Here is a 23,931-nt window from a genome sequence, read left to right as displayed (position 1 = left end):
CGCGTCGTCCGTACCCCCGTAAGGGTTCGTTAAGCTGCGACGGCCGATAATGCGGCGGCCAAAACCGCACCAAGGAGAGGAGAGGCCATGCGCCTGCTACTGGTCGAAGACGACGACATGATCGCGGAATCGGTGCTGGGCGCGATGCGCCGCGCCGGCTACGCGATCGACTGGGCCGAGGACGGCCGCGCGGCGGAACTGTCGCTCGATAACGGCGTGTACGACCTCGTGCTGCTCGACCTCGGCCTGCCGAAAAAAGACGGCATCGACGTGCTGAACGCGTATCGCCGCAACGGCGGCGCGGCGCCCGTGATCATCCTGACCGCGCGCGACGCGGTCGACGAGCGCATCCGCGGTCTCGACGCCGGCGCCGACGACTACCTGATCAAGCCGTTCGATCTCGACGAACTGGCCGCGCGCATTCGCGCGCTGCTGCGCCGGCGCACCGGCCAGAAGCAGCCGGTCTACAGTCACGGCGAACTGACGCTCGACCCCGCCGCGCATGAAGTGACCAAGGACGGCATGCCGCTGCCGCTGGTACCGCGCGAATTCGCGTTGCTGCAGGCGCTGATCGAGGAGCCGACCCGCGTGTTCACGAAGGCCGAGCTCGAAGAAAAGCTGTACGGCTGGGGCGAGGAAGTCGGCAGCAATACGATCGAAGTGCATGTGCACAGTCTGCGGCGCAAGATCGGCGCGGACCAGGTCGTGACCGTGCGCGGGGTCGGCTACCGCCTGAAGAGGTGCGGATGACGTCGATTCGCCGCTGGCTACTCGGCTGGCTGATCTTCGGCATGGCGGCGGCGTCGATGATCGCGGCTTTCGCGATCTTCCATACCGCGCGGCGCGAGGCGAGCGAGCTGTTCGACTACGAACTGCGCACCGTCGCGCTGTCGCTGCCGTCGGCGCTGAGCGGCGCGGGCAGCCGCGAGCGGCGGGAACCCGACCTCGGCGATCTCGCCGACGACCGCATCGTCATCGAAATCTGGGACCGCGGCGGTACGCTCGTCTATCGCTCCGCGCGGGCGCCGGTGTTCGAGCGTCTGCCGCCGGGCTTTCACACAGTGCCGCGCGGCGAATACCACTGGCGCATCTTCGGCGTCGCGCAGACAGACCGCTACGTGCAGGTCGCGCAACCGGTCTCGGTGCGCGAAGAACTCGCGTTGCAGCTCGCGCTGCACACGCTGTGGCCGCTCGGCGTGCTGCTGCCGGTGACGATCGCGCTGGTGCTGCTGGTGGTCGCGCGCGGGCTCGCGCCGATCGGCGGGCTGTCGCGCGCGCTCGCGACGCGTTCGATCGATTCGCTCGAACCGCTGCGGCTCGACGGCAACCTGCCGGTCGAAATCCGGCCGCTCGTCGAAGCGCTGAACGATCTGCTGCAACGGTTGCATACGGCGTCGCAGGCGCAGCGCACGTTCATCGCCGATGCCGCGCACGAGTTGCGCTCGCCGCTCGCGGCGCTGAAGCTGCAACTGCAGGCGGCGTCGCGCGATGGATCGCTGAGAGGCGAGGGGCAGACGCTCGAGCGCGTCGAAAATCGGGTGAACCGGATCATCCACCTCGTGCAGCAACTGCTGACGCTCGCACGCGAAGACGCGCAGCCGGTCACGTCGACGGTGCCGGTCAGCCTGCGCCGCATCGGCGAGCAGGCGGTCAGCGACTGTTCCGTGCTCGCGGAGTTGCGCGAGATCGATCTCGGCCTCGAATGCGAACACGCGCGCACGCCGAACGACGCCTATACGGTGCTCGCGGAGCCGCACAGTATCAGCGTGTTGTTAGGGAACCTGATCAATAACGCAATCCGTCATACGCCGGCGGGCGGCCGTGTCGACGTGGTGCTGCGACGCACGGGCGAGCGCGTGGGCTTCGAGGTCGTCGACAGCGGCTCGGGAATTCCCGAGGCGGAACTCGAACGCGTGTTCGACCCTTTCTATCGCGGCGAGGAGTCGAAGGGCGAGGGCAGCGGGCTCGGTCTCGCGATCGTCGCGCGGATCGCCGAGCGGCATCAGCTCGGCCTGTCGCTGAGCAACAATGTCGGGGCGCCCGGTTTGCGGGTGTCGGTCACGGGGCTGCGCGCGCCCGCCGCCCACGCGCCCGTCACGGCCGCGAATTGACGATCGTCACTGCGGTTCGGGGTTGTCACAAGCACGTGAGCGCACGCTGCTACAATCTCGTTTTTACAGATCGACAGATTGGTTGTGCACTATGGGTTTCGAACAACTCGCTGAACTGAAGAAGCAACTGGCCGCGGCGCGCGCCGCCGCAGAGTCCGCCGGCAAGCCCGATCGCAAATCGGCCGCGCGCCCCGCTTCGAAGTCCGCTGGCAAGCCCGCTTCAAATTCAGCGGCACATCCTGGTTCACATGCCGAGCGTGGCGCCAATCCGGGCACGAAGCCCGGAGGCCGGCCCGGCGCGAAGCCGGCCGCAAAGGCCGGCGCTCGCCCGGACGGCAAGCCGGGTACCCGAGCCGGCGGCCCGCAGCCGGCGCGCCACACCGCGCCCGCCAAGCCGGCGGTGGACGCCAAGCCGGTGGACCCGGTGGTGCGCTCGATCGGTCGTCTGCAAAAACGTTTCCCGGTTGCTTTCCCGAAGAATCCGGCCCCGAAGCTGCCGCTGAAGATCGGCATTTTCGAAGACCTCGTCGTGCATGCGAAGGAGCTGTCGCTGAGCGAAGCCGAACTGCGCGACGCGATCAAGACGTGGTGCCGTGGCGGACGCTACTGGAAGAGCCTCGTCGAAGGCGCGGCGCGCGTCGACCTGGCGGGCGTCGAAGCCGGCAAGGTCACGGCGCAGGAAGCGGCGGGTGCTCAGCGCCTGCTTGCGCATCGCGCGGCGAAGGGCGCGCAGAAGGCCGCCACCGCGACGGCAAGCGCGAATGCGCCGACCGATGCAGGTACACCGGCCGAGGGCGCGGCCGCTGAAGCGCCGCAGGCCGAAGCAGCGGTAGCGGCAGTCGCGGAACAAGCGGCCCGCCAGGCGGATGCCGCTGCTGCGTCGCCGGAAGCCGTAGCGGCGGATGCCGCCGGGAGCGCGGACACCCAGGCGCAGACCAGCGCGCAACACGAACCGCAAGCCACCGCTCCCGCCTCGCCCCCCTCCCAAGCCTAACCTTGGCACAGCCCGTCATGGCCTCGATCACGAGGCCATGACGGGCGGCGCAGCCGTCAACCGGCTGCGCACGAATCCCACATGCTCGCGCAGCACGTAAAACGCATCCGCATACGCGAGCGGCATGCGCAGGTGGCTCAGCGCCGCCTCGATCTCGTCCAGTTGCCCCAGTAGCTGGGTGCGCTCCTCGTCGGTTGCGCCCGCGAGCGCGTGCCGCTCGATCGCGATCAGCGAACCGTAATAACGATAGATGCGCGAGCGCACCCGCCACCGGTACAGCGCCGGAATCACGCGCATGGCGGGCAACAGCAGCACGGCGACCGGCAATAGCAGGAAGAGCGTACGATCGCCGATGCTCGCGAGCCAGAAAGGCAGCGTCCGATACAACAAGCCCTTGCCGGTCCGGTAATAGCGCTGCGCGTCGTCGCTGATCGGATATTCGTGCTCGACCGGGTTCGGGAACTGGCCGGCGTGCTGCAACAGGCCCGCGGCGCCGTGCACTTCCTGCGCCGCCTCGATCAATAGATCCGAAATCGCCGGATGCAGCGTGCTGCGCGCGACGAGTTCGACCGTCGGACTAATCAGGTGAACGGTCTCGGGCGGAATGCGCCGCTTCAGATCGAGCACGCCGGGCGGCAAGTCGATCTGGTCGAGAAACGGAAAGACGCGTGTATAGGCGCTCGCTTCGTCGAAATTCATCACCGAGATGCCGGGTACGCGCAATAGCCGCAGCATCAGGCCGCGCGTGGCCGAATCGCCGCTCAGAATCGCCGCGTCGACCTCGCCGGCAACCAGCTGCGTGGCGGCCTGCAGGCCGTCGCTCGGCACTAGCGTCGTGGCGCCGCCCGGCTCGATGCCGTTCGCCGCGAGCAGTTGCAGCGCGAGCAGCCGCGTGCCGCTGCCTTCGCGGCCGACCGCGATCCGCTTGCCTTCGAGCTGCGCCAGTTGCGTGAGCGCCGTGCCGCGATAGAACACGACGATCGGCACATAGAACACGCTGCCGAGCGAGACCAGCGACGAAGTATCGAGCCCTTCGGCCACCCCGCCCTGCACGAGAGCGATATCGACGTGCTGCTTCGGATCCAGCAGCCGCTGCAGGTTCTGCACGGAACCTTCGGATTCGAGCACGTTCAGGCGGATGCCGTTGCGCGCGAGGATCTTGCGGTACTGGTTCGCGGTGACGACGAACGAGCTGTCGCGCGGGCCGGCGCTGATCGTGATCGTGCGCGGCGGCGCCGGATTGGCGATCCAGACGATCAGCACGATCGCGAACGCGATCAGCAGCGCCGTGACGAAGTAGGGCAGCAGGTGCTCGCGCCATTCGGCGCGCGTAGGTTCGGCGGGAAAGTGCGGAGGCCGCGGACGCTGCGCTTTCATGAAGACTCCGTGCGGGAAGCCAGGTGAAGGCATTGTCGCCTGTGCGGGGCGGCTTTGCCGTCGACGGTTCGCTCTATTGACCGGGCGCGCGGCGCCGCGTCGCCGTGCTCACGCACGCGGCGCTCAAACGCGCTTGAACAACTGCCGCGCGAGCGAGCACATCAGCAGCGTCGCCGGCGATTCGTCCTGCAGGCGCCGGCTCATGATGATCGGCGACGCGGCGCTTGCCGACGGAATCGGCCGGTACGCGACGCCATGCGCGCGCAAGCCCTCGACGCTCTCCGGCACGAGACACACGCCGACCTGCGCGGCGACCAGCCCTAGCGCGGTCTGCAACTCCCGCACTTCATGGATTGCTTTCGGCTCCAGCGCCTGATCGTGCATTGCCGAGATCTGCTGGTCAGCATAGCTCGGCCGCGGCGTGCTCGGATAGACGATCAGCGTTTCCTCGGCGAGCGCGGCAAGCGTCAGCGGCTTCTTTTGCCGCGCGAGTGGATGGTCCTGCGGCAACGCGGCGATCATCCGTTCCTCGACCAGCACTTCGCGTGCGAGTTGCGCATCGTCGAAGCGCAGCCGGCCGAAGCCGACGTCGATGCGGCCACCTTTGAGCGCGGCCAACTGCTCGATCGTGAACATCTCGATCAGCGACAGCTCGATGTGCGGCGCGGCCTCGCGAAACGAGCGGATCACCGCGGGCAGCGCGCCATACAGCGTCGACGGTACGAAACCGATCACGATGCGTTCCGCGAGTTGCGCGAGCCGGCGCGTGAGCGGCGCGAGCTCGTCGGCTTCATCGACCAGACGTTTCGCCTGCGTGTAGAAAATGCGGCCGGCTTCGGTGAGCCGCAACGGCCGCGAGCCGCGCTCGAACAGCGGCAGGCCGACACTTTCCTCGATCTGCTGGATCTGCCGCGACAGCGGCGGCTGTGTCATATGCAGACGATTGGCCGCCCGCGTGATGTTCATCTCCTCGGCGACCGCGATGAAGTAGCGAAGTTGGCGAAATTCCATGCATGCCTCTGAGATGTGATGCGTCGGCGATTGGTGTTGCGTTGGTCTGCTGCGCCTTGGGCGCTGCCGGTTGCGGTACGGTGCTGCCGCCGCGGCGCTGCGCGAGGGCAACGAATGATAGCAACAGCGCCGCTAAATACCGGCCAGATGGCGCACGAGCGCCTTTTCCGCGCGCGGCAGCGCATTCAGCTCGCGCATGCTGTTGCCGTCGTTCGTCACCAACGGGTGGCAGCTGTTTGCGGGATCGGGCGTGCGCGCGCTCGTCGGACGCTTATGGCCGATGCTGGCGGGCATCGTACTCGGCACGCTGGTTGCGGCAGCTCGGTCAGCGCGTGCGCGGGCGTATCAGTGCGGCGAGTTTTCGTCGCTGGTTCTTTATCTGTCTGCTCGGCCCCGGCGTTCAATCGATGGCGCGCGCATCCGTTTAAAAGACGTTGGGAGCAGCGGATCGCGGAGGAGGGAGATCGTGTGGCCCATTATTCTCGATACGCTCGGCGCGCTCGCGGTGCTCGCGAGCGTGGCCGCGCACATCGCGCTGCTGCTCAGCAGCGAACAAAAGCGCGATGAATAAAAGCGCTTTGAGTGTGTAGCGCCTGATCGTGGCGTCTGCCCGTAGGAGTCTTGAGCGGTTGCACGTCTCTGCTGCCGCGTGCCGCTCTTGCAGTCGGTCAGCGCGCGCTTGCGCGACGCCGACGCCGACGCCGACGCCGACGCCGACGCCGCGGCGCAAGCCAAACAGCGTCAATCGTCGTAAGCCACGCGGAAACGGGGCCATCGAGGTCTGATGCGAATCGATTGTTCGTCGGAAGCGGCGTATCAATTCGTCTCGAGCCGCTTTATCCGGCCTCGCGCCATGCCTAAATTAACGACCAGTGACAGCGCCACTGCATTTCCGGCTTTTATTGGCGTGGACCCCGCGGCTTCTCGCGGGGCATGCCGGCGCGAACCATTGAAAGGACACGATGATGAGCAAGCTCACAGGCAAGGTAGCGGTTGTAACGGGTGCATCGAAAGGCATCGGAGCGGCGATTGCGAAGGCATTGGCGGCGCAAGGCGCGTCGGTCGTGGTGAACTATGCGTCGAGCCGCGCGGGCGCCGACAAGGTGGTCGCCGATATCACGGCGGCGGGCGGCAAGGCGGTCGCGGTTGGCGGTGACGTGTCGAAGGCCGCGGACGCGAACGGCATTATCGATACGGCGATCGAAACGTACGGGCGGCTCGACGCTCTCATCAACAACTCGGGTGTCTATGAATTCGCGGCGCTCGAAGAGATCACCGAAGCGCACTTCCATAAGCACTTCGATGTCAACGTGCTCGGGCTGCTGCTCGTGTCGCAGGCGGCGGCCAGGCATCTGGGCGAAGGCGGCAGCATCGTCAACGTGAGCTCGGTCGTGACCCGCATCACGCCGGCGACCACCGCGGTCTACACGGCGACCAAGGGCGCGGTCGATGCGATCACCGGCGTGCTCGCGAAGGAACTCGGACCGCGCAAGATCCGCGTGAATTCGGTGAATCCGGGCATGGTCGAGACCGAGGGCACCCACAGCGCCGGCGTGATCGGCTCGGACTTCGAAACGTGGGCGATCAGCACGACGCCGCTCGGCCGTATCGGCCAACCCGACGATATCGCGGATGTCGTCGCGTTCCTCGCGTCGGATGACGCGCGCTGGTTGACGGGCGAGAGCCTGATCGCGAGCGGTGGGTCGCGTTAAGTCTGAAGGGGTTGCCAACGCTGGTGGCAACCCGCGCAACAATTCGAGCGCGCTCGCGGGCGGCGGGGCCGACAGCATGAAGGCCACGCCGCTCCTCGCAGCGACGGCGCGCGAGCTACGCGCGTTGAACATCGCCCCCCAAGACCTCTGTTTCGGCTCCCGGCAACTCCACCGCAAAAAACGCGTCGAGCAGATTCGAACCCGGCCGCTCGGCGAGCCGCGTCAGCGATTCGATCATCTGCACGCGGCAATCGAGCAGCGGCACCATCCGGATCCGCCGCGACTCGTTGAACTCTGCGCGCGCAATGACGCCGACGCCGATTCCCTGCGCGACCGCTTCCTCCAGCGCCTCGCGGCCATCCACGTACATGACCGGCTCGACTTGCAACGACTCGCGCACGAGCTCGATTTCGAGCAGTTGTTGGGTGACCGATTGCGGCTCGCGGAAGATCATCGGCTGGTCGACGAGCTCAGCGTAACTCAGCCGGCGCTTCTTCGCGGCCGGGTAGCTCGCCGGCACCATCGCGACCAGCGGATCGCGCCGCAACACGCGCGACTGCAAGCGGCTATGCACCTGCGGCGCGGCCGTGATCGCCGCGTCGACCGCGCTCGACAGCACGCGCTGCATGCACTCTGCCGCATTGGCGATCGACAGCGTGACGACGATGCCCGGGTGCCGCTGGCGAAACGCGCCGATCAGCGCGACGGCGAGATCGGGCGCATCGGCCGCGAGCGATAGCGAACCCGACTCCAGCCCGCCCGCTGATTCGAGCAGTTGGCGCGCCTCCCGCTCGCAACTGAGCATGTGCCGCGTCACGCTGAACAGGCGCAGCCCGAGTTCGGTCGCCGCCACGCCGCGCGGCCCGCGCTCGAACAGCTTGACGCCGTAATCCTGTTCGAGCCGCCGCACGTGATCCGACACCGCCGGCTGCGTCAGCGACAACGCCTGCGCCGCTTTCGAAAAGCCGCCATGTTCCGCGACCGCATGGAACGCCCGCAATTGCGCGTATTGCACGTGTGCCTCGCCAGCAAATAAGTTTTTGCGATACCGTCATCGATTATATCGATTTTGCCGATGGACAACGCTTCTGTATCGTGTGAGCTATCGACATAGCGATATCGGAGTGGCGGACATGGAAAGCGCGATCGGCGGTTCGGCGGCGACATTGGCCGTGGCAGCCGCGGCAACATCGACCCGTTGCACCACACCCTGCGCCGCGCCGGCTGGCGGCGAGCCTTATCTGCTGACGCCGGGCCCGCTGACCACGGCACTATCGACGAAACAGGCGATGCTGCGCGACTGGGGCTCGTGGGACGGCGACTTCCGCGCGATGACCGCCGAGTTGCGCGCGAGCCTGCTGGCGATCGCCGGCGACACCGCGGGCGACTACGACTGCGTGCCGCTGCAGGGCAGCGGCAGCTACTGCGTCGAAGCGATGCTCGGCAGCCTGATTCCGCGCGACAGCCACGCGCTCGTGCTCGCGAACGGCGCGTACGGCAAGCGCGCGGCGATCACGCTTGGCTATCTCGGCCGCGCCTGCACACTGCTCGACAAGGGCGACTACCTGCCGCCGCGCGGCCTCGAAGTCGAGCGCATGCTTGCCGCCGATCCATCGATCACGCACGTGGTCGCGATCCATTGCGAAACGAGCTCGGGCATCCTCAATCCGCTCGATGAGATTGCAGCCGCGGTCGCGAGGCACGGCCGCAAACTGCTGATCGATTCGATGAGCGCCTTCGGCGCGGTGCCGCTCGACGTGCGGCAGATCGCGTGCGAGGCGTTCGTGTCGTCGGCGAACAAGTGCATCGAGGGCGTGCCGGGTTTCGGCTTCGTGATCGCGCGCAAGAGCGCCCTGCGCGAGGCGAAAGGCCGCAGCCATTCGCTCGCGCTCGATCTCTACGATCAATGGGACGTGATGAATCGCACGGGCCAGTGGCGCTTCACGCCGCCCACGCATACGGTGGCCGCGTTCCTCGAGGCGCTGCGTCTCTACCAGCTCGAAGGCGGGCAGCCCGCGCGGCTCGCGCGCTACGCCAACAATCGCGACGTGCTGGTGGCCGGCATGCACGAGCTTGGCTTCGAGCCGCTGCTCAACGGGCGCTGGCGCTCGCCGATCATCGTGACGTTTTTTTCGCCGGCGCATCCGTCGTTCGAGTTCGCGCGCTTCTATGAACTGATGAAGGAGCAGGGCTTCATCATCTATCCGGGCAAGCTGACGGTGGTCGACAGTTTCCGCATCGGCTGCATCGGTCAGGTCGACGAGCAGGTGATGCGACGCGTGGTCGATGCCTGCGCGCAAGCGCTGCGCACGATGGGCGTCACGCACGCGGGGCCGCCGCCCGCCGCGCTCGACGAACGCAAGGCGCTCGCGCAGGCGGCCTGAGCCGCGACAGCAAACCCGCGACGGCAAACCCAATACATTCGGATTCCTGGGGAGTCAAGCAGATGAAATACGTGAAGGCAGTGATTTTCGATTGGGCCGGCACGGTGGTCGACTACGGTTCACGCGCGCCGATGGGCGCCTTCGTCGAGACCTTCGAGCAGTTCGGCGTGCCGATCACGATCGACGAAGCGCGCGGCCCGATGGGCATGGCCAAGCGGCCGCACATCGCGGCGCTGATGGCGCTGCCGCGCGTCGCGCAGGCTTGGGCCGAGCGCCACGGCCATACGCCGACCGACGCCGATATCGACGCCGTGTACGACGTGTTCGTGCCGAAGAACATCGCGGTCGCGGCGAGCTATAGCGCGGTGATCCCGGGCGTCGCCGAAGTCGCGAGCGCCTTGCGTCAGAACGATATCCGCATCGGCACGACGACCGGCTATACCCGCGAGATCATCGACGAAATCGTACCGGGCGCGGCCGCGCAAGGCTTTGCGCCGGACAGCATCGTGTGCACCGGCGATACGCCGGAAGGGCGGCCGTCACCGTACATGATCTACCGGACGCTGCCGCTGCTCGGCGTGTGGCGCGCGAAAGAGGCGATCAAGGTCGACGACACCGAGGTCGGCATCGAAGAAGGCATCAACGCCGGCACGTGGGCGGTCGGTGTCGCGGTGAGCGGCAACGCGTTCGGCATGAGCGAGGCGGAGGTGAAGGCGTTGCCGGCCGACGAATTCGCCGCGCGCCGCAACGCCGCGATGGCCAGGCTGAAGGCGGCGGGCGCGCATTACGTGATCGATAGCGTCGCGGATCTGATGCCGGTCGTGTACGACATCGACGCACGGCTCGCGCGCGGCGAGCGGCCTTGAAGCGTCACTTGAAGAAACCGACTGCGAGATCGATGAACTCGCGCACCTTGCGCGGCACGAACTCGCGGCTCGGATACACCAGCGACACGGCCACGTCGCCATTGAGCACCGCATAGCCGTCGAGCACGCGCACCAGCGTGCCGGCGCGCAACTCGTCCTCGACCATTTCGAGCGGCAGCAGCGCGATGCCCATCGCGCCCAGCGCGGCCTGCTTCTGCATGATCATGCTGTTGACCGTGAACGATGCATCGATGGCGATGCTCTCGCCGCTATCGTCGCCGTCCTCGCTCGCGCTTTCGGCATCGCCGTCACCCTTGCGGAAGATCCACATCGGGCCGGTCGTGTCGAACGGCGCGGCAATCAGCCGATGCGCGTCCAGTTCGGCCGGCGTTTGCGGATGACCGGCCTGCGCGAGATACGCGCCCGCTGCCACCGGCACCGCGTGCGAGTTGATCAGACGCCGCGCCACCAGCGACTCCGAGCGGATCATATGCTCGGTCACGATGCCGACATCGAAGCCGCCTTCGAGCAGATCGACCCGTTTTTCCGTCAGCGTGACGCGCAGGTTGACTTGCGGAAAGCGCGCCTGATATTCGGCGAACAGCGGCGTTAGCCGAAACAGCGAAAAACTGCCGAGCGCGACGATGCGCAGGTCGCCGGCCACGTCGCGCGAGGCCGTGGTCGCGCGCGACTCCACTTCCTCCAGTTCGGCGAGCAGCACGCGGCAACCGTCCGCGTATTGCGCGCCGGCCTCGGTCAGCACGACCTTGCGCGTGGTGCGCTGAAACAGGCGAATGCCGAGATGCTGTTCGAGGCTCGACACATGACGCGTGACGACCGACGTCGACACGTTCAGTTGCCCGGCGGCCTGCGCGAAGCTGCCGACATCGGCCACCTTGACAAAGGCCTGCATGGCCTGAAAAAGATTGATCATTCGAGTCCAAAAAACGTCTTTGTTGTAGCGGACGGCGTGGCGCATGCGCGCGCGGCGGTGCCGCTTTCGGCTCGCCAGCGGCGCTCGTTTTCGATGCGATCGGTCAGCTTCGGCCCGACTTCGTTGCGATACCAGCGCAAGCCCCAGTTGGTCTTGTCCAGATGCGTATGCCCTTCGACGAAACCGGGCAGCAGCAGCGCGTCGCCGCCGTCCTCGACCGGCACACCGGGCTCGCATGGCAGAGCGGCGCCGAGCGCGGCGATCCGGCCATCGACGATCGACACCTCGGCGCGCTTGCCGTCGGCGAGCCGCACGTGGGTGACCAGCGAGGCGTTCGTCGTGGGTCGCGGGGCGGTCGTGGTCATGGGCGGCGGGCAAGGGGAATGAACGGGATGAAAGGGGTGAACGGCCGGTGCGTTGACGCAACCGGCGATGCTACCCTTAGACGATAATAAATCCGCCCCCGTTACGGCAAATACAGCGTGAATTAATCCGGAAATTCGGCGCGGCGAGATTGCGGCGCGAGGCCGCGCCGACCGGCATAAATCCAAGGCCGGACGGCGGTTCACGGTATACTCCCGCGTAACTTGCCTGATCGCCAGGCTTGCCCGATACTCAGCTGTTACCCCCAAATCTCCCCGTACGTCGAGTTTAACGCTACTGCTTATGAGTACAATCCTTGAAAGTCTTCCGATCGGCCAGAAGGTCGGTATCGCGTTTTCCGGCGGCCTCGACACTAGCGCTGCGCTGCACTGGATGCGCAAGAAGGGCGCCGTGCCGTACGCCTACACGGCCAACCTCGGTCAGCCCGACGAAGACGATTACGATTCGATCCCGCGTCGCGCCACGCAATATGGCGCCGAAGGCGCGCGCCTGATCGACTGCCGCGCGCAGCTGGTCGCGGAAGGCATCGCGGCGCTGCAGTGCGGCGCGTTTCATATCTCGACGGCGGGCGTCACCTACTTCAACACGACGCCGATCGGCCGCGCCGTGACCGGCACGATGCTGGTCGCCGCGATGAAGGACGACGGCGTCAACATCTGGGGCGACGGCAGCACGTACAAGGGTAACGACATCGAGCGTTTCTACCGCTACGGTCTGCTCGTGAATCCGGACCTGAAGATCTACAAGCCGTGGCTCGACCAGCTGTTCATCGACGAACTCGGCGGCCGCTCGGAAATGTCCGAGTTCATGCGCCAGTCGGGCTTCGACTACAAGATGTCGGCGGAAAAGGCGTATTCGACCGACTCGAACCTGCTCGGCGCGACGCACGAAGCGAAGGACCTCGAAAGCCTCGAGTCCGGCATCAAGATCGTGAACCCGATCATGGGCGTCGCGTTCTGGCGCGACGACGTGCAGATCGCGAAGGAAGAAGTGACGATCCGCTTCGAGGAAGGCCAGCCGGTCGCGCTGAACGGCCAGACGTTCCCGAACGCGGTCGAGCTGCTGCTCGAAGCGAACCGGATCGGCGGCCGTCACGGTCTCGGCATGAGCGACCAGATCGAAAACCGCATCATCGAGGCGAAGAGCCGCGGCATCTATGAAGCCCCGGGCCTCGCGCTGCTCAACATCGCATACGAGCGTCTGGTCACTGGCATCCACAACGAAGACACGATCGAGCAGTTCCGCGAGAACGGCCGCCGCCTCGGCCGTCTGCTGTACCAGGGCCGCTGGTTCGATCCGCAGGCGATCATGCTGCGCGAAACCGCGCAGCGCTGGGTCGCGCGCGCGATCACCGGCGAAGTGAGCGTCGAGCTGCGCCGCGGCAACGACTACTCGATCCTCAGCACGAAGTCGCCGAACCTCACGTATCAGCCCGAGCGTCTGTCGATGGAAAAGGTCGCATCGACGTTCTCGCCGCGCGACCGCATCGGCCAGCTGACGATGCGCAACCTCGACATCACCGACACGCGCGACAAGCTGCGCATCTACTCGCAGGTGGGCCTGCTGTCGTCGAACGAGACGTCGGCGCTGCCGCAGGTGAAGGGCGACAAGGAGTAAAGCGGCGCGTCTGATTACCTGAACGTCGCATCGATGGATGGGCCGGCTCGCGAGAGCCGGCCCATTTTCTTTGGGGCTCCCGGATGCGCTCCGGCGCCTGGGCGCGATCCCACATTCTGTGCTCAAGTTTCGCGTGCCTATGCCGTTGACATAAGCTAAGCCCATTCTGGAACCCTTCCGTGCAACTCGCTTACAGTAACGACCGCCTCGCCAGCCGGATGCCAGTCGACTCGACCGCCGCCGGCGAACCCGAGGTCGAGTCTTCGGTCATCGAGTGGCTGTTGCACGACGACCAGGTGATGCGCGAGTGCTTCACGCATGCGGCGGAGATTCTGAAGAGCGTGACCGGCGCGGCAATTACCGCGATCGTGCTGCTCGACGAGGAGCATCAGCACTATCGCGCCGAAGTCGGCATGGCGATGCCGCTCGTCACGCGTGCGCGCTCGCTCGCCGACTACGCGGTGCGCGATGCCGACCTGTTCGTGATCGAGGATGCGCACAACGACAGCCGCTTCGGCGAATGCATGCTCGTCAAGCGTCATCCGTTCGTGCGCTTTTACGCGGCGATCGCATTGCGCGCGCCGAACGGCGAGATCGTCGGCGCGCTGTGCGCGATGGACCCGGCGCCGGGCCGGCTCGACGCGGGCCGGCGCGGCGTGTTTTACCACCTGCGCGCGATGATCGAAAACGATCTGAAGATGCGCACGGCCACCGCGATCGATCCGCTCACCCAGTTGTACAACCGGCGCTTTCTGCTCGAAACCATCGCGCGCCGCTGGAAGGAGGCGCGCGACGGCGACGTGATGGGCTCGGTGGTCGTCGACGTCGACTGGTTCAAGCAGTACAACGACACCTACGGTCATCAGGCCGGTGATCACTGTCTGAGTCTGGTCGCCTCCGTGATGCAGGCCGCCGCCGACAGCGAGCGCATCGTGGTCGGGCGCATGGGCGGCGAGGAGTTCGGAATGCTGGTGCTCGAAGCGCAACCATCGATGCTCGAAGACACGCTCGAAACGCTGCGCCAGCGCGTGGCGGACCTCGCGATCGAGCATCGCGCGTCGCCGCTTGGGGTGGTGACGGTCAGCATTGGCGCGTCGCTCACGCGTATTAGCGACCTGTCGCGACCCGCGCATCGCGACGGTTTCGCGAGCGCTGACCGTGCGTTGTATCGCTCGAAGCATCAAGGACGAAATCGCGTGACGATGGCGTAGCGGGCGTTGGCGATTGCGTCGGTACGGCTCTATCTTCAGTCATGGCGCATTGCTTATAGGACCATCGTCCCATTTTCACCCGTTGCCAGCGTGGCAATATGGATGCGCGTAGTGAACGTCGACGCAGTCGCCGGGTGCGACAGCAGGGTGTTTTACGATGCGCATCATTCAAACGTTGCTGTCCATCGCGGCGTTCTGCTCAGGCATGATCGTCGGCCCCGCGGCGTGCGTCGCCGCCCAAAGTGCCGCCGCGCAGCCGGCCGCCTCGTCGGCCCTCCCGTCATCCCCAACCGCCGCGGCGTCGGCTCCCGCAGCGCGCCGTATCGATCTCCGGCAATCAACCGTTCACGGGCGATTTCGACGCCATGCTCGACCGGCGTCTGATCCGCGTGCTGGTTCCCTACAGTCGAACGCTCTATCTGAATGAGCAAGGTCACGAACGTGGGCTGACCGCCGGTCTCATGCGGGACTTCGAGCGTTATGTGAACAAGAAGTACCGGGCGACGCTCGGCAAGCGTCCGCTCACCCTGGTCATCATTCCGACGACTCGCGACCAGTTGCTCCCGGGGCTGATAGCGGGCCGGGGCGACATCGCCGCGGGCAATCTGACGGTCACGGAGGTCCGCCTGAAGCAGGTCGACTTCGTGGCGCCGCGTGACCGGACAGCAGTACGCGAAGTGGTCGTGACCGGGCCGAAGTCGCCGGCCCTCGCGAAGCTCGACGATCTCAGCGGTAAGACGGTCCATGTGCGGCCCAGCAGCAGCTATTACGAGAGCCTGAACGCGTTGAACGCGCGTTTTGGCAAGGAAGGCAAAGCTCCGGTGAAACTCGTGCCGCTGCCCGACGCGCTCGAGGACGAGGACGCAATGGAGATGCTCAATGTCGGGCTGCTCCAGATCCTCGTCGTGGACGACTGGAAGGCAAAGGTATGGGCGCCGGTACTGGCTGGAATCGTCGTGCATAACGATATTTCGGTGCGCGACGCAGGCTACATCGGCTGGGCGGTGCGCTTCAAGAGCCCCAAACTGCGGGACGCGATCAACGACTTCTACCTGAATTACGTGAAGAAGCAGAGTGTCGCGGAAGTCCGTCTGCAGCAGGAAATGAAGCGCATCAAGCAGATCTCCAACAATACGGAGTCAGCGGAGCTGAAGCGGTTCGGGCAGACGGTCGGTCTTTTCGAAAAATACGGTGCGCAGTACCGCTTCGATCCGCTTTTGCTGGCGGCTCAAGGCTATCAGGAATCCCAGCTGAACCAGAGCGCCCGCAGTCATGTTGGCGCAATCGGGATCATGCAGTTGATGCCAGCCACGGGGAAGGAACTTGCGGTTGGCGACATCAGGGTGGCGGAGTCCAACATACATGCGGGAGCGAAATATCTCGATGTGCTGATGGCCCGTTACTTTCCCGATGCTCACTTCTCGGAACGGGACCGCTCGCTGTTCGCATTCGCAAGCTACAACGCAGGACCCGCAAAGATCGCCAGAATGCGCAAGGAAGCGGCGGCGCGCGGTCTCGATCCTAACAAGTGGTTCAACAATGTCGAAATCGTAGTCGCCGAGAAAATCGGTATCGAGCCGACGACGTACGTGCGCAATGTCTTCAAATATTACGTTGCGTACCGGCTCGTCCGGGAGGCCGAGGCTGCACGCGCTCGCGCTATCGGGCAGATGCGCAAGCAGGGCGGAGCGTGAGGGAAGCGGGCATCTGAAAGCGCTGTCACCGCAGCGACGTGCCGCAGCCACGCCGCTGCGCGATTATCGAGGCGCGCGCGCGAATAAACGCCGTCGGGCGTTCACGTGGAGTCTGAATATGTCGACCGTTGAAGATCGCTTGGACGCACTTGGCTACGTCTTGCCGGAACCGTTGCGGCTTCCTCCCGGCCTGACGCTTCCGTTCCCATGGGTGCGGATAGTCGGCCACAGGGCTTGCATCTCGGGCCATGGACCGACCAACGCGGACGGCTCGCTGGCCGAGCCACTTGGCAAGGTGGGCAGTCAGGTCTCGCAGGAGCAGGCCTTCGTGGCGGCTCGTCTCACCGCGCTCGCTATTCTGGGCAGCCTCAAGCGCGAGCTCGGAAGTCTGGAGCGCATCGCCTGTTGGACGAGGGTGTTCGGCATGGTCAACTCGGCACCCGGGTTCAACCGACAGCCCGCGGTGATCAACGGCTTTTCGGAACTGATACTCGCTGTCTTTGGCGAGGAGCGCGGCGGTCACGCTCGCAGCGCGGTGGGACTGGCCGAGCTTCCCTTCAACATTCCCGTGGAGATCGAGGCTGAAGTCGAACTTTTTCCACGAGACACTCGAGCGCTTGCATCGAGCGAGGCGTGAGCTCGTGCCGCCACCGCTGTCGCGAGCGATCGTCTGAGGCCAGCGTCGATGCAATTCGCGTGAATGCGAATCTGCATGGCAAGCCGACCATCACCGTGCAAGGATGCGCGGATGCGCTGGTGCCGATCAATCACGCGTCGCGGCCGTATCTCGGATTGAATCAGGTGGCCGAGGGCGGCGCGAGCAAGCTGGCGCTGTACGAAGTCACGAACGGACAGCACTTTGACGCGTTCCTCGGCGTCGCCGGTTTCGATACGCGTTTCGTGCCGTTGCATTACTACGATCTTCAGGCGCTCAATCTGATGTGGGCTCATCTGAAGAACGGCACGCCGTTGCCGCCGTCGCAGGTGATCCACACGATACCGCGCGGCGGCGTGCCCGGAGCCGCACCGGCGCTGACCACGGCCAACCTGCCGGCGATCGCGGCGACCCCGGGTGTCAATGCGATTTCCGCAACGAATGGCGCCGTGAACGTGCCGAATTGAGCGGCGCGTGCTGAAGCAATGCGCGCACACGGGTATCCGCCTGGGTGCGCGTTGCTGTGCATCTGGACGCCGCACGAGCGGTGCTGAGCTTCGCGCCGCGCAAAACGCTTTAGCCGCCGATCAGCTTCAACCCGACCGGCAGCGATTCGCCGAACACGCGACCTTCGTCGGCGTTATCGAGCGCGACGACTTCGCTGACCATCGTGACCCAGGCGCGCGGCGCGCTCGCCGCTTCGAGGCGTCGCACGACGCTCGCGCGCAGCGCGTCGGGCAGATCGCGCGAGCGGTCGCCGCTCATGCGGGCGATCTGGACGGCCGCGAAGGCGGCGGGGTCGACCTTCTTCCAGTCGAGCGCGAGGATCGCATCGAGCCATTGCGCGGCGACCTCGGGCGGCACGACGCTATGCGCGCTGCCGTAAAACGGCTGGCGCGCGCCGATCCGTCCGACCGCCCACCAGCTTTGATGGTTTTCCGCAGGCTTTTTCAGGCGAGCGAGCACCGCCTCGCCGAGTTCGATCTTGCGTTCGGCCGGAATCCGTTCGAGCGATGCGCACAGGCGCACCATATCGGCGAAGCCGGTCTTCGCGACATCGAACGGCAGCTTGTGACGCGATTGCGCGGCCTTCTGCAGATAGTCCATCGCGTCGAGCACGCGCAGCTGCGCATCTTCGCCGAGGCCGCCGGCCGCGCGGCGCCACAGCGTCCACCATTCCGACCATACCTGGCTGTCGGTCACGTACTGGATGCCATCGTCGAACAGCGTCCACAGTTGCTCGACGCGCCATTCGTCGAGCGGATAACCGAAGCCGGGCCGCACGCAATAGCCGGCCAGATTCAGCCACAGCCGTTCGTGATCGGCCGAGCGGCGGCGGCGGCGCGCGCGCTCCCACAGCGCGCCGAACAGTTCGCGCAGCAACGCGCTGTTCCAGCTGTCGCGCGGGCCGAGCAGATGTTCGAGCTGCGCGCGCAGTCGTTTGATCTCCTTCGGGTCGACGTTTTGCGCGCGGGCGCCGAAGCAACGGTCGATCAGTTCGATCGCGCGATCGAGCGCCGGGTGGCGTTGCGGTGCGCCCTCGGCGGATAGCTCCACTTGCGCGTCGGCGTGGCGCAGCTGGAATTCGAGCAGCCAGCGTTGCAATGGCTCGTCGAGTTCGATGCAATGGACGTCGAGCGTGCCGACCTCGGTCAGCGACGTCGCGATGCGCACGGCGGTTTCGCGAGCGCGATGGCCGTCGCGTGGCTGGACGATCGTCGCGATCGGCGGCAGACGCACGAAGTCGCCGCCCGCGAGGTCGACCAGTTCGCCGGGCTGATACGCGGTGTCCGCGCTCGACGACACCAGGTGAAAGCGCACCGGATGCCCGAGCCGCAGCGCGAACGTGCGCTCCGCGATCAGAATCTCGTGACCTTCCTCGGTGCCGCGCGGCAGCAGGCAGATGCCGCGTTGCGCCGGCGCCGCGTCCGGCTCGGCGTCGTCTTTGCCGGCCGGCGTTTCGTCGAGCACCAGAAAATAGCTGCGCGGCGAACCGCCGCCGATTTTCGGCGCGAAGCCTGCGCGCGCGAGCGTATAGGCGACCGCGCCGCGCGCGACCGCGACGTCGGGGTTGTCGTTGTGCAGCACGTTGAGCGGCGCGCCGCGCCACCCGCCGAGCGTGTCGGCCAGACGCCGCGACAGCGCGTCGGCGCGGAACACGCCGCCGTTGAGCAGCAGCGTGTCGGGTACGGGCAGGGCGGCTGTGCCGGATGCGTCCGGCGTGCTGGAATCCGCGCCCAGGGCCTTGCGCGACTGCGCGGCGAAACGTTCGAGAAATGCCGCGATATGCCGCGTGACCGCCGCATCGGTCGCGTACGGCAGGCCGAATTCGACGATCGCGCCGCGCGGCCGGCCCGGACGCTCATCGGCGGCCACCCGCGGCAAGAAACCATCGACGATGATCTTCTCGACCTCGTCGCGCGTGACCTGCGTCGTGCGCGCGCCGCCGATCAGCTTCGAGCCCGCGCCGAGCAAGGTGACCGGCGCCGACTCGGGCGCCTGCGCGCCGAGCAATTGCTCCTTCGCGACGCGGCATCGCTCGACCAGCTGCGACAGGCTTGCCGCCGATAGCCGTTGCGGCGCCTGCGCACCGCCGCCGGCACCACCCAACAGCCGCGCCTCGACCAGATGCGCGAGCGCGAGGTCCATGTTGTCGCCGCCGAGCATCAGATGATTGCCGACACCGACGCGCGTCAGGCGCGGCTCGCCGTCGTCGGACAGGCCGACTTCGATCAGCGTCAGATCGGTGGTGCCGCCGCCGACGTCGCAGATCAGCACGAGCCGGGTGTCCGCCAACTCGTCGGCAAGCGTGTCGCGATGCCGGAACAGCCAGTCGTAGAACGCGGCCTGCGGCTCTTCGAGCAGCCGCAGCGACGGCAGCCCCGCGAGCCGCGCCGCTTCGACGGTCAACGCGCGCGCGCCTTCGTCGAACGATGCGGGCACCGTCAGCACGACGTCCTGCTGTTCGAGCGGCGCCTTCGGGAAGTGCTGGTTCCATGCGGCGCGCACGTGCGCGAGGTAGCTCGCGCTCGCCTCGAGCGGCGAAATCTTGCGGACGTCGTCGGGCGCGCCCCACGGCAGGATCGGCGCGACGCGATCGACCGACGCGTGCGACAGCCAGCTTTTCGCGCTCGCGACGAGCCGCCCCGGCACCTGTGCGCCGAGCAGCCGCGCGAGCCGGCCGACCACGACCGGCTGCGTCGCGTCCTTACCGTGGCCCGACGCCGCACGCGCACCGGACCACGGCAACTGCAGATCGGCCGCGCTCAGTTCGCCGTCGGCCGCCTGATAGCGCACCGACGGCAACAGCGGCCGCGCGGCGACTTCGCCGGGGCTCACGAGTTGCTCGATCTCGAACACACGAATCTGCTGCGATCCGGCTTGCGCGTACGCGAGCACCGTGTTGCTGGTGCCCAGATCGATGCCGACGCTGTACCGCTTCATGTCAATCACGCATTCGCGTTGCCGCGCACGTCGAATTCGACTTTCCAGCGCTCGTCGGAGCCGCGCGGGATCGCTTCGAGTTCGAGCGTGCCCGCTTCGGTCACACGCGCGTGCAGCTTCACCGGCACGACTTCGCCGGCGGTGCGGCCGGCCGCCGGCAGCGTCGCCTCGATTTCCTCGAGTTCCTGCAACTCCTCGGGGCCCCAGTAATCGAGCAGCGTGCCGACCTGATCCTGACGACGCACCGACGAGCCGAAGAAGCGGAAATGCACGGGCTCGCCGACGACCAGCCCGAACTCCTGCGCGGGCAGCTCGGCGTCGGTGCCTTCTTCCATGCCGAACGGCGCGACGCACAGCGCCTGCACCGGCGGCTCGAGCCCGGGCACGGCCGGCATCGCCGATTCGATCGCGATGTAGTACGCGCGCGCGGTGCCGCCGCGAATCCGCACGCCGCGGCCGCGCCGCACGTAGCCGTAGTAGGCCGCGCCGCGCGCGACCGCCAGATCGAGGTCCGCGCCTTCGAGCAGACGGGCCGGCGCCGCGCCTTCGGTCGCGAGCCAGCCGTTCAGCGTGCCCATGATCCGTTCGACCAGCAGCGTCGACTTGAACACGCCGCCGTTGAACAGCACCGCGGTCGGATGCAGGAAGCTCGCGTTGGGCGCGACATGCTCGCGCAGCCCTTCGAGTTCCGCCAGCGCGCCGACCTGACGCCCGAGGAACGCCGCCAGATGCCGCGTGATGCCCGCGTCCTGCGCATACGGCAGGCCGAGCTGCGTCAGACCGACCCGCGCGCGGCTCACCGGACGCGCGGCGCTGTCGACCTGCGGGAAGAAGCCGTCGAGGATCGTCTGCGTCAGTTCGGCGCGCGTCAGCTCGGTGCGGATCGAGCCGCCGATCAGCTTCGAGCCGCGGCTCGGCACGACGAGCGGCACGGTGTCGGTGGCGGGGTCGCTGAGCAGCGTTTCCTTCGCCGCGCGGCACGCGTAGGTGAGCGCGCGCAGTTGCCACGCGTCGGCCTGGGTACCCTGCGCGGCGAGCTTGCGCGCGACCACGTGCGCGAGCGCGAGGTCCATGTTGTCGCCGCCGAGCAGGATGTGATCGCCGACCGCGACGCGATGCAGTTCGAGATTGCCGTCGCGCTCGATCACCGCGATCAGCGACAGGTCGGTCGTGCCGCCGCCGACGTCGACGACGAGGATGATGTCGCCGATCTTGACCTGCTTGCGCCACTGGCCGCCGCTCTTCTGGATCCAGCTATAGAGCGCCGCCTGCGGCTCTTCGAGCAGCGTCATGCGCGTGAAGCCGGCGGCCTCGGCGGCCTCCGCCGTCAGCTCGCGCGCCGCGGGGTCGAACGACGCGGGGATCGTCACCGTGACGTCCTGCTCGCCGAACGGCGCGTCCGGATGCGCGTGGTCCCACGCCTCGCGCAGGTGCGTCAGGTAGCGCACCGAGCTTTCCAGCGGCGACACGCGCGCGACTTCGGGCGGCGCATCGTTCGGCAGAATGCCCGCGCGCCGGTCGACGCCCGGATGGCACAGCCAGCTTTTCGCGCTCGACACGAGCCGGATCGGCGTGCCGGCGCCGCGGCTGCGCGCGAATTCGCCGACCGCGAATTCGCGCTGGCCGGTCCACGGCAGGTAGAGGTCGCCGGAGGCCAGTTCGTCGGGATGCGGCAGGTACAGGAACGAGGGTAGCAGCGGCAGATTATCGATTGCGCCGGGGCCCGTGAGCTGGGCGATCGACAGCACGTCCTGGGTAGTTTTCTCGCCGTCGCTCGCGTGCGTGTCCACGTAGGACAACGCGCAGTGCGTGGTGCCGAGATCGATGCCGATCGAATAGCGTGCGTCGCTCATAGCTCCACCTCCGCCGGTGCGATGACTTTTGCGTTATGACCGTCCGCCAGCTTCGGCAGACGCACATCCTCGACGCGCCAGCCGCGATGGCTGATGCTGCCGTTGAACGGCGCACTGCCGACCACGTTGCCGGTCAAACGGACCGAGCTCGCGTCGAAGCCTGCGGGCAGCGTCACGCGGCTGCCTTCGGCTTCGTCGCGCACCGGGCGGATCGTGAAGTGCTCGCGCAGCGTCGCGCGGCAGCCTTCGTGCACGAGGCGCGCGGCCGCGCCGATGTCGGCGTCGCTATAGGCCTTGATGTCTTCCTCGACGAAATCGATGAAGCGCGCGTCGCGTTGCAGCAGACCGAGCAGTTGCAGCGCGGCGTCGGGGGAGGCCTCCTTCAGCACCGGCGCGGGTTGCGGCTTCGGTTGCGGGGCGGCGGCGGGGGCCGGGGTTGGCGTGGCGGCGGGGGCGGCTGCCGGGGCCGCGCCGATCTTTTCGCCGTTGCGCAGGCGCAGGACGTCGGCGGCGAAGTCGCCATTGCCGAGAATGCTGAAAAACGTCCCGACGGCCAGCGAAATGCGGCCGAGGAAGGATGGATTCGAATCGCTCATAAAGGCTCCTGATCTGCTCTGTTGGGGACGAGCGGTCCTCGCCGCGCCGCGTGCGCCGGGCAGCGAAGCTGACGGGCCGGGCGGGGCTGTGATGTTGCGGGTCGGCGCGCGGCCCGGGGCGACGATGCAACCGCCGGGCCCGAAAACGGCTTGGGGACGCTTCGCGACCGGGTCGGCCGCGCGTGCGGCGCGCGCAAAACCCGTATTTTGCCTTGCGGCGCGCCCGACGCGGGCAAAGCCGGCAATTCTAGCGGGCAATGGGGTGGGATTGGCGGGGAGTTGGGGGAAGCGGGCGATGCAGGAAGGCGCTTTGGCAGCGCGCCTATCAGCGACGTTACGACTTCTTCGGATCCTTCGACACCCGCTTTGCCGATGGTGCGGGCGCGGGCCTGACCGGCCCGGCGACGTGCATGTCGGCGCGGCGCGGTTGTCCGTGCGCGGCCGTCGCGGGCGCAGACCTGACCGGTCCGGCGGCGTGCCTGTCGGCTCGCGGCGGCTGTCCGTGCGCGGCCATCGCCGGCGCGGGGCCGCCCGGGTGCCCGAGCGGCGGATGCTCGCCGCCCGGATGCGCACCGCCCGGATGCGCGCCGCCGCCCGGATGCTCCGGCAGATGACCGTCATGGCTCGCCATCACACGATGCAGTTCCTCACGGCGATGGAAAACCTCGGCGCGATGATCGCCATGAGAATAGAACTGGCGATGCCGGACGCCGTCCCGGCCGACGACCCAGATATACGTATCGCCGCCGACGATCACCACATCGCGATCGACCACATTGGCGACGTACCCATCGGTCGGCAACGGCTGATACGCGGTCACGCTCACTTCGTTGACCCGGTTCGGGGCGCTGACGAGCCGGCCTTGCCCACTGGTCACGCAGCCCGCGAGAAAGGTAGCGCACGCAGCCGACGCCAACAGCGCGTTGGTGATGGTTTTCAAGTTCATTCCCCGGTTTGTATTGGTTATTTGTCGAGCGACGCCCGTTTAACGGTCGGCGTTTTGCATTCTTGAGATATGAATCGACGACCAGGGAAACGAGCGGGGAAATGAGCGGTGAAACGCGCAGGCGCAAACGCATGCCCGGCGC

Annotated in this window: 18 protein-coding genes and 3 pseudogenes; 11 read left to right on the top strand and 10 right to left on the bottom strand. The window is 66.9% G+C overall.

Features of this window, described 5'->3' with window-relative positions; genetic code table 11:
• Nucleotides 1–87: 87 nt before the first annotated feature.
• The 3 genes from OKW40_RS07140 to OKW40_RS07130 all read left to right on the top strand — a co-directional run bounded on the left by OKW40_RS07140 (nucleotide 88) and on the right by OKW40_RS07130 (nucleotide 3,105).
• Complete coding sequence (locus OKW40_RS07140) at nucleotides 88–750, top strand: response regulator (protein ID WP_429355643.1); 663 nt, start codon at nucleotides 88–90, stop codon at nucleotides 748–750.
• The gene (locus tag OKW40_RS07135) at nucleotides 747–2,111 is read left to right on the top strand and encodes an ATP-binding protein (protein WP_184067694.1); all 1,365 of its coding nucleotides are present in this window, start codon (nucleotides 747–749) and stop codon (nucleotides 2,109–2,111) included. Before OKW40_RS07140 ends, OKW40_RS07135 begins: the two co-directional genes overlap by 4 nt.
• A 91-nt stretch (nucleotides 2,112–2,202) precedes the next feature.
• Nucleotides 2,203–3,105 (top strand): ProQ/FinO family protein, encoded by a 903-nt coding sequence (locus OKW40_RS07130; protein ID WP_429488949.1) that lies wholly within the window; start codon nucleotides 2,203–2,205, stop codon nucleotides 3,103–3,105.
• A 27-nt stretch (nucleotides 3,106–3,132) separates the two neighbouring features.
• Here the strand turns inward: OKW40_RS07130 and OKW40_RS07125 are convergent, their stop codons facing one another.
• The 3 genes from OKW40_RS07125 to OKW40_RS07115 form a co-directional block, all read right to left on the bottom strand.
• Nucleotides 3,133–4,482: a TAXI family TRAP transporter solute-binding subunit gene (locus OKW40_RS07125; protein WP_429488947.1), complete on the bottom strand. Its 1,350-nt coding sequence runs from the start codon at nucleotides 4,480–4,482 to the stop codon at nucleotides 3,133–3,135.
• A gap of 123 nt (nucleotides 4,483–4,605) precedes the next feature.
• Complete coding sequence (locus tag OKW40_RS07120) at nucleotides 4,606–5,493, bottom strand: LysR family transcriptional regulator (RefSeq protein ID WP_187612768.1); 888 nt, start codon at nucleotides 5,491–5,493, stop codon at nucleotides 4,606–4,608.
• A 132-nt stretch (nucleotides 5,494–5,625) separates the two neighbouring features.
• On the bottom strand, nucleotides 5,626–5,787 hold the full coding sequence (locus tag OKW40_RS07115; protein ID WP_184044524.1) for a hypothetical protein: 162 nt from the start codon (nucleotides 5,785–5,787) through the stop codon (nucleotides 5,626–5,628).
• Nucleotides 5,788–6,458: 671 nt separating this feature from the next.
• Here OKW40_RS07115 and OKW40_RS07110 point away from each other — a divergent pair.
• Nucleotides 6,459–7,205: a glucose 1-dehydrogenase gene (locus OKW40_RS07110; protein ID WP_429488945.1), complete on the top strand. Its 747-nt coding sequence runs from the start codon at nucleotides 6,459–6,461 to the stop codon at nucleotides 7,203–7,205.
• Nucleotides 7,206–7,320: 115 nt separating this feature from the next.
• Here the strand turns inward: OKW40_RS07110 and OKW40_RS07105 are convergent, their stop codons facing one another.
• A complete protein-coding gene (locus OKW40_RS07105) occupies nucleotides 7,321–8,220 on the bottom strand; it encodes a LysR substrate-binding domain-containing protein (RefSeq protein ID WP_429488943.1) in 900 nt (299 codons plus the stop codon).
• A gap of 118 nt (nucleotides 8,221–8,338) precedes the next feature.
• Between OKW40_RS07105 and OKW40_RS07100 the strand changes: the two genes are divergently transcribed.
• Both OKW40_RS07100 and phnX read left to right on the top strand, forming a co-directional pair.
• On the top strand, nucleotides 8,339–9,589 hold the full coding sequence (locus OKW40_RS07100; RefSeq protein ID WP_429488941.1) for a 2-aminoethylphosphonate--pyruvate transaminase: 1,251 nt from the start codon (nucleotides 8,339–8,341) through the stop codon (nucleotides 9,587–9,589).
• A gap of 62 nt (nucleotides 9,590–9,651) precedes the next feature.
• The gene (gene phnX, locus OKW40_RS07095) at nucleotides 9,652–10,455 is read left to right on the top strand and encodes a phosphonoacetaldehyde hydrolase (RefSeq protein ID WP_429488939.1); all 804 of its coding nucleotides are present in this window, start codon (nucleotides 9,652–9,654) and stop codon (nucleotides 10,453–10,455) included.
• Nucleotides 10,456–10,459: 4 nt separating this feature from the next.
• Here the strand turns inward: phnX and OKW40_RS07090 are convergent, their stop codons facing one another.
• Both OKW40_RS07090 and OKW40_RS07085 read right to left on the bottom strand, forming a co-directional pair.
• Nucleotides 10,460–11,389, bottom strand: coding sequence for a LysR substrate-binding domain-containing protein (locus OKW40_RS07090; protein WP_429405719.1), 930 nt, complete (start codon nucleotides 11,387–11,389; stop codon nucleotides 10,460–10,462).
• Between the two features lie 59 nt (nucleotides 11,390–11,448).
• Nucleotides 11,449–11,754 (bottom strand): annotated as a pseudogene (locus tag OKW40_RS07085) (cytosine deaminase); the annotation flags it as partial.
• A 301-nt stretch (nucleotides 11,755–12,055) separates the two neighbouring features.
• Here OKW40_RS07085 and argG point away from each other — a divergent pair.
• The 5 genes and pseudogenes from argG to OKW40_RS07060 all read left to right on the top strand — a co-directional run.
• On the top strand, nucleotides 12,056–13,390 hold the full coding sequence (argG, locus tag OKW40_RS07080; RefSeq protein WP_429355637.1) for an argininosuccinate synthase: 1,335 nt from the start codon (nucleotides 12,056–12,058) through the stop codon (nucleotides 13,388–13,390).
• A 179-nt stretch (nucleotides 13,391–13,569) separates the two neighbouring features.
• Entirely contained in the window at nucleotides 13,570–14,601 is a 1,032-nt protein-coding gene (locus OKW40_RS07075) for a diguanylate cyclase (protein ID WP_311540826.1), read from the top strand.
• Between the two features lie 157 nt (nucleotides 14,602–14,758).
• Nucleotides 14,759–16,295: pseudogene (locus tag OKW40_RS07070) on the top strand (transglycosylase SLT domain-containing protein).
• A 118-nt stretch (nucleotides 16,296–16,413) separates the two neighbouring features.
• Nucleotides 16,414–16,932 carry a RidA family protein gene (locus OKW40_RS07065; RefSeq protein WP_429488937.1) on the top strand — a complete coding sequence of 173 codons (519 nt, stop codon included), beginning with the start codon at nucleotides 16,414–16,416 and terminating at the stop codon, nucleotides 16,930–16,932.
• Nucleotides 16,933–16,970: 38 nt separating this feature from the next.
• Nucleotides 16,971–17,417: pseudogene (locus OKW40_RS07060) on the top strand (3-hydroxybutyrate oligomer hydrolase family protein); the annotation flags it as partial.
• Nucleotides 17,418–17,526: 109 nt separating this feature from the next.
• Here the strand turns inward: OKW40_RS07060 and OKW40_RS07055 are convergent.
• The 4 genes from OKW40_RS07055 to OKW40_RS07040 form a co-directional block, all read right to left on the bottom strand.
• On the bottom strand, nucleotides 17,527–20,394 hold the full coding sequence (locus tag OKW40_RS07055; RefSeq protein WP_429488936.1) for an Hsp70 family protein: 2,868 nt from the start codon (nucleotides 20,392–20,394) through the stop codon (nucleotides 17,527–17,529).
• Nucleotides 20,395–20,399: 5 nt separating this feature from the next.
• Complete coding sequence (locus OKW40_RS07050; RefSeq protein ID WP_429488934.1) at nucleotides 20,400–22,247, bottom strand: Hsp70 family protein; 1,848 nt, start codon at nucleotides 22,245–22,247, stop codon at nucleotides 20,400–20,402.
• A complete protein-coding gene (locus OKW40_RS07045) occupies nucleotides 22,244–22,843 on the bottom strand; it encodes a DUF2760 domain-containing protein (RefSeq protein ID WP_184022779.1) in 600 nt (199 codons plus the stop codon). The genes OKW40_RS07050 and OKW40_RS07045 overlap by 4 nt, the downstream gene beginning before the upstream one ends.
• Nucleotides 22,844–23,177: 334 nt before the next feature.
• The gene (locus tag OKW40_RS07040; RefSeq protein ID WP_429488932.1) at nucleotides 23,178–23,789 is read right to left on the bottom strand and encodes a hypothetical protein; all 612 of its coding nucleotides are present in this window, start codon (nucleotides 23,787–23,789) and stop codon (nucleotides 23,178–23,180) included.
• Nucleotides 23,790–23,931 lie beyond the last annotated feature (142 nt).

Source organism: Paraburkholderia sp. RAU6.4a, assembly GCF_050435625.1.
Lineage (GTDB): Bacteria > Pseudomonadota > Gammaproteobacteria > Burkholderiales > Burkholderiaceae > Paraburkholderia > Paraburkholderia tuberum.
This window is presented reverse-complemented; position numbering and strand designations above follow the sequence as displayed.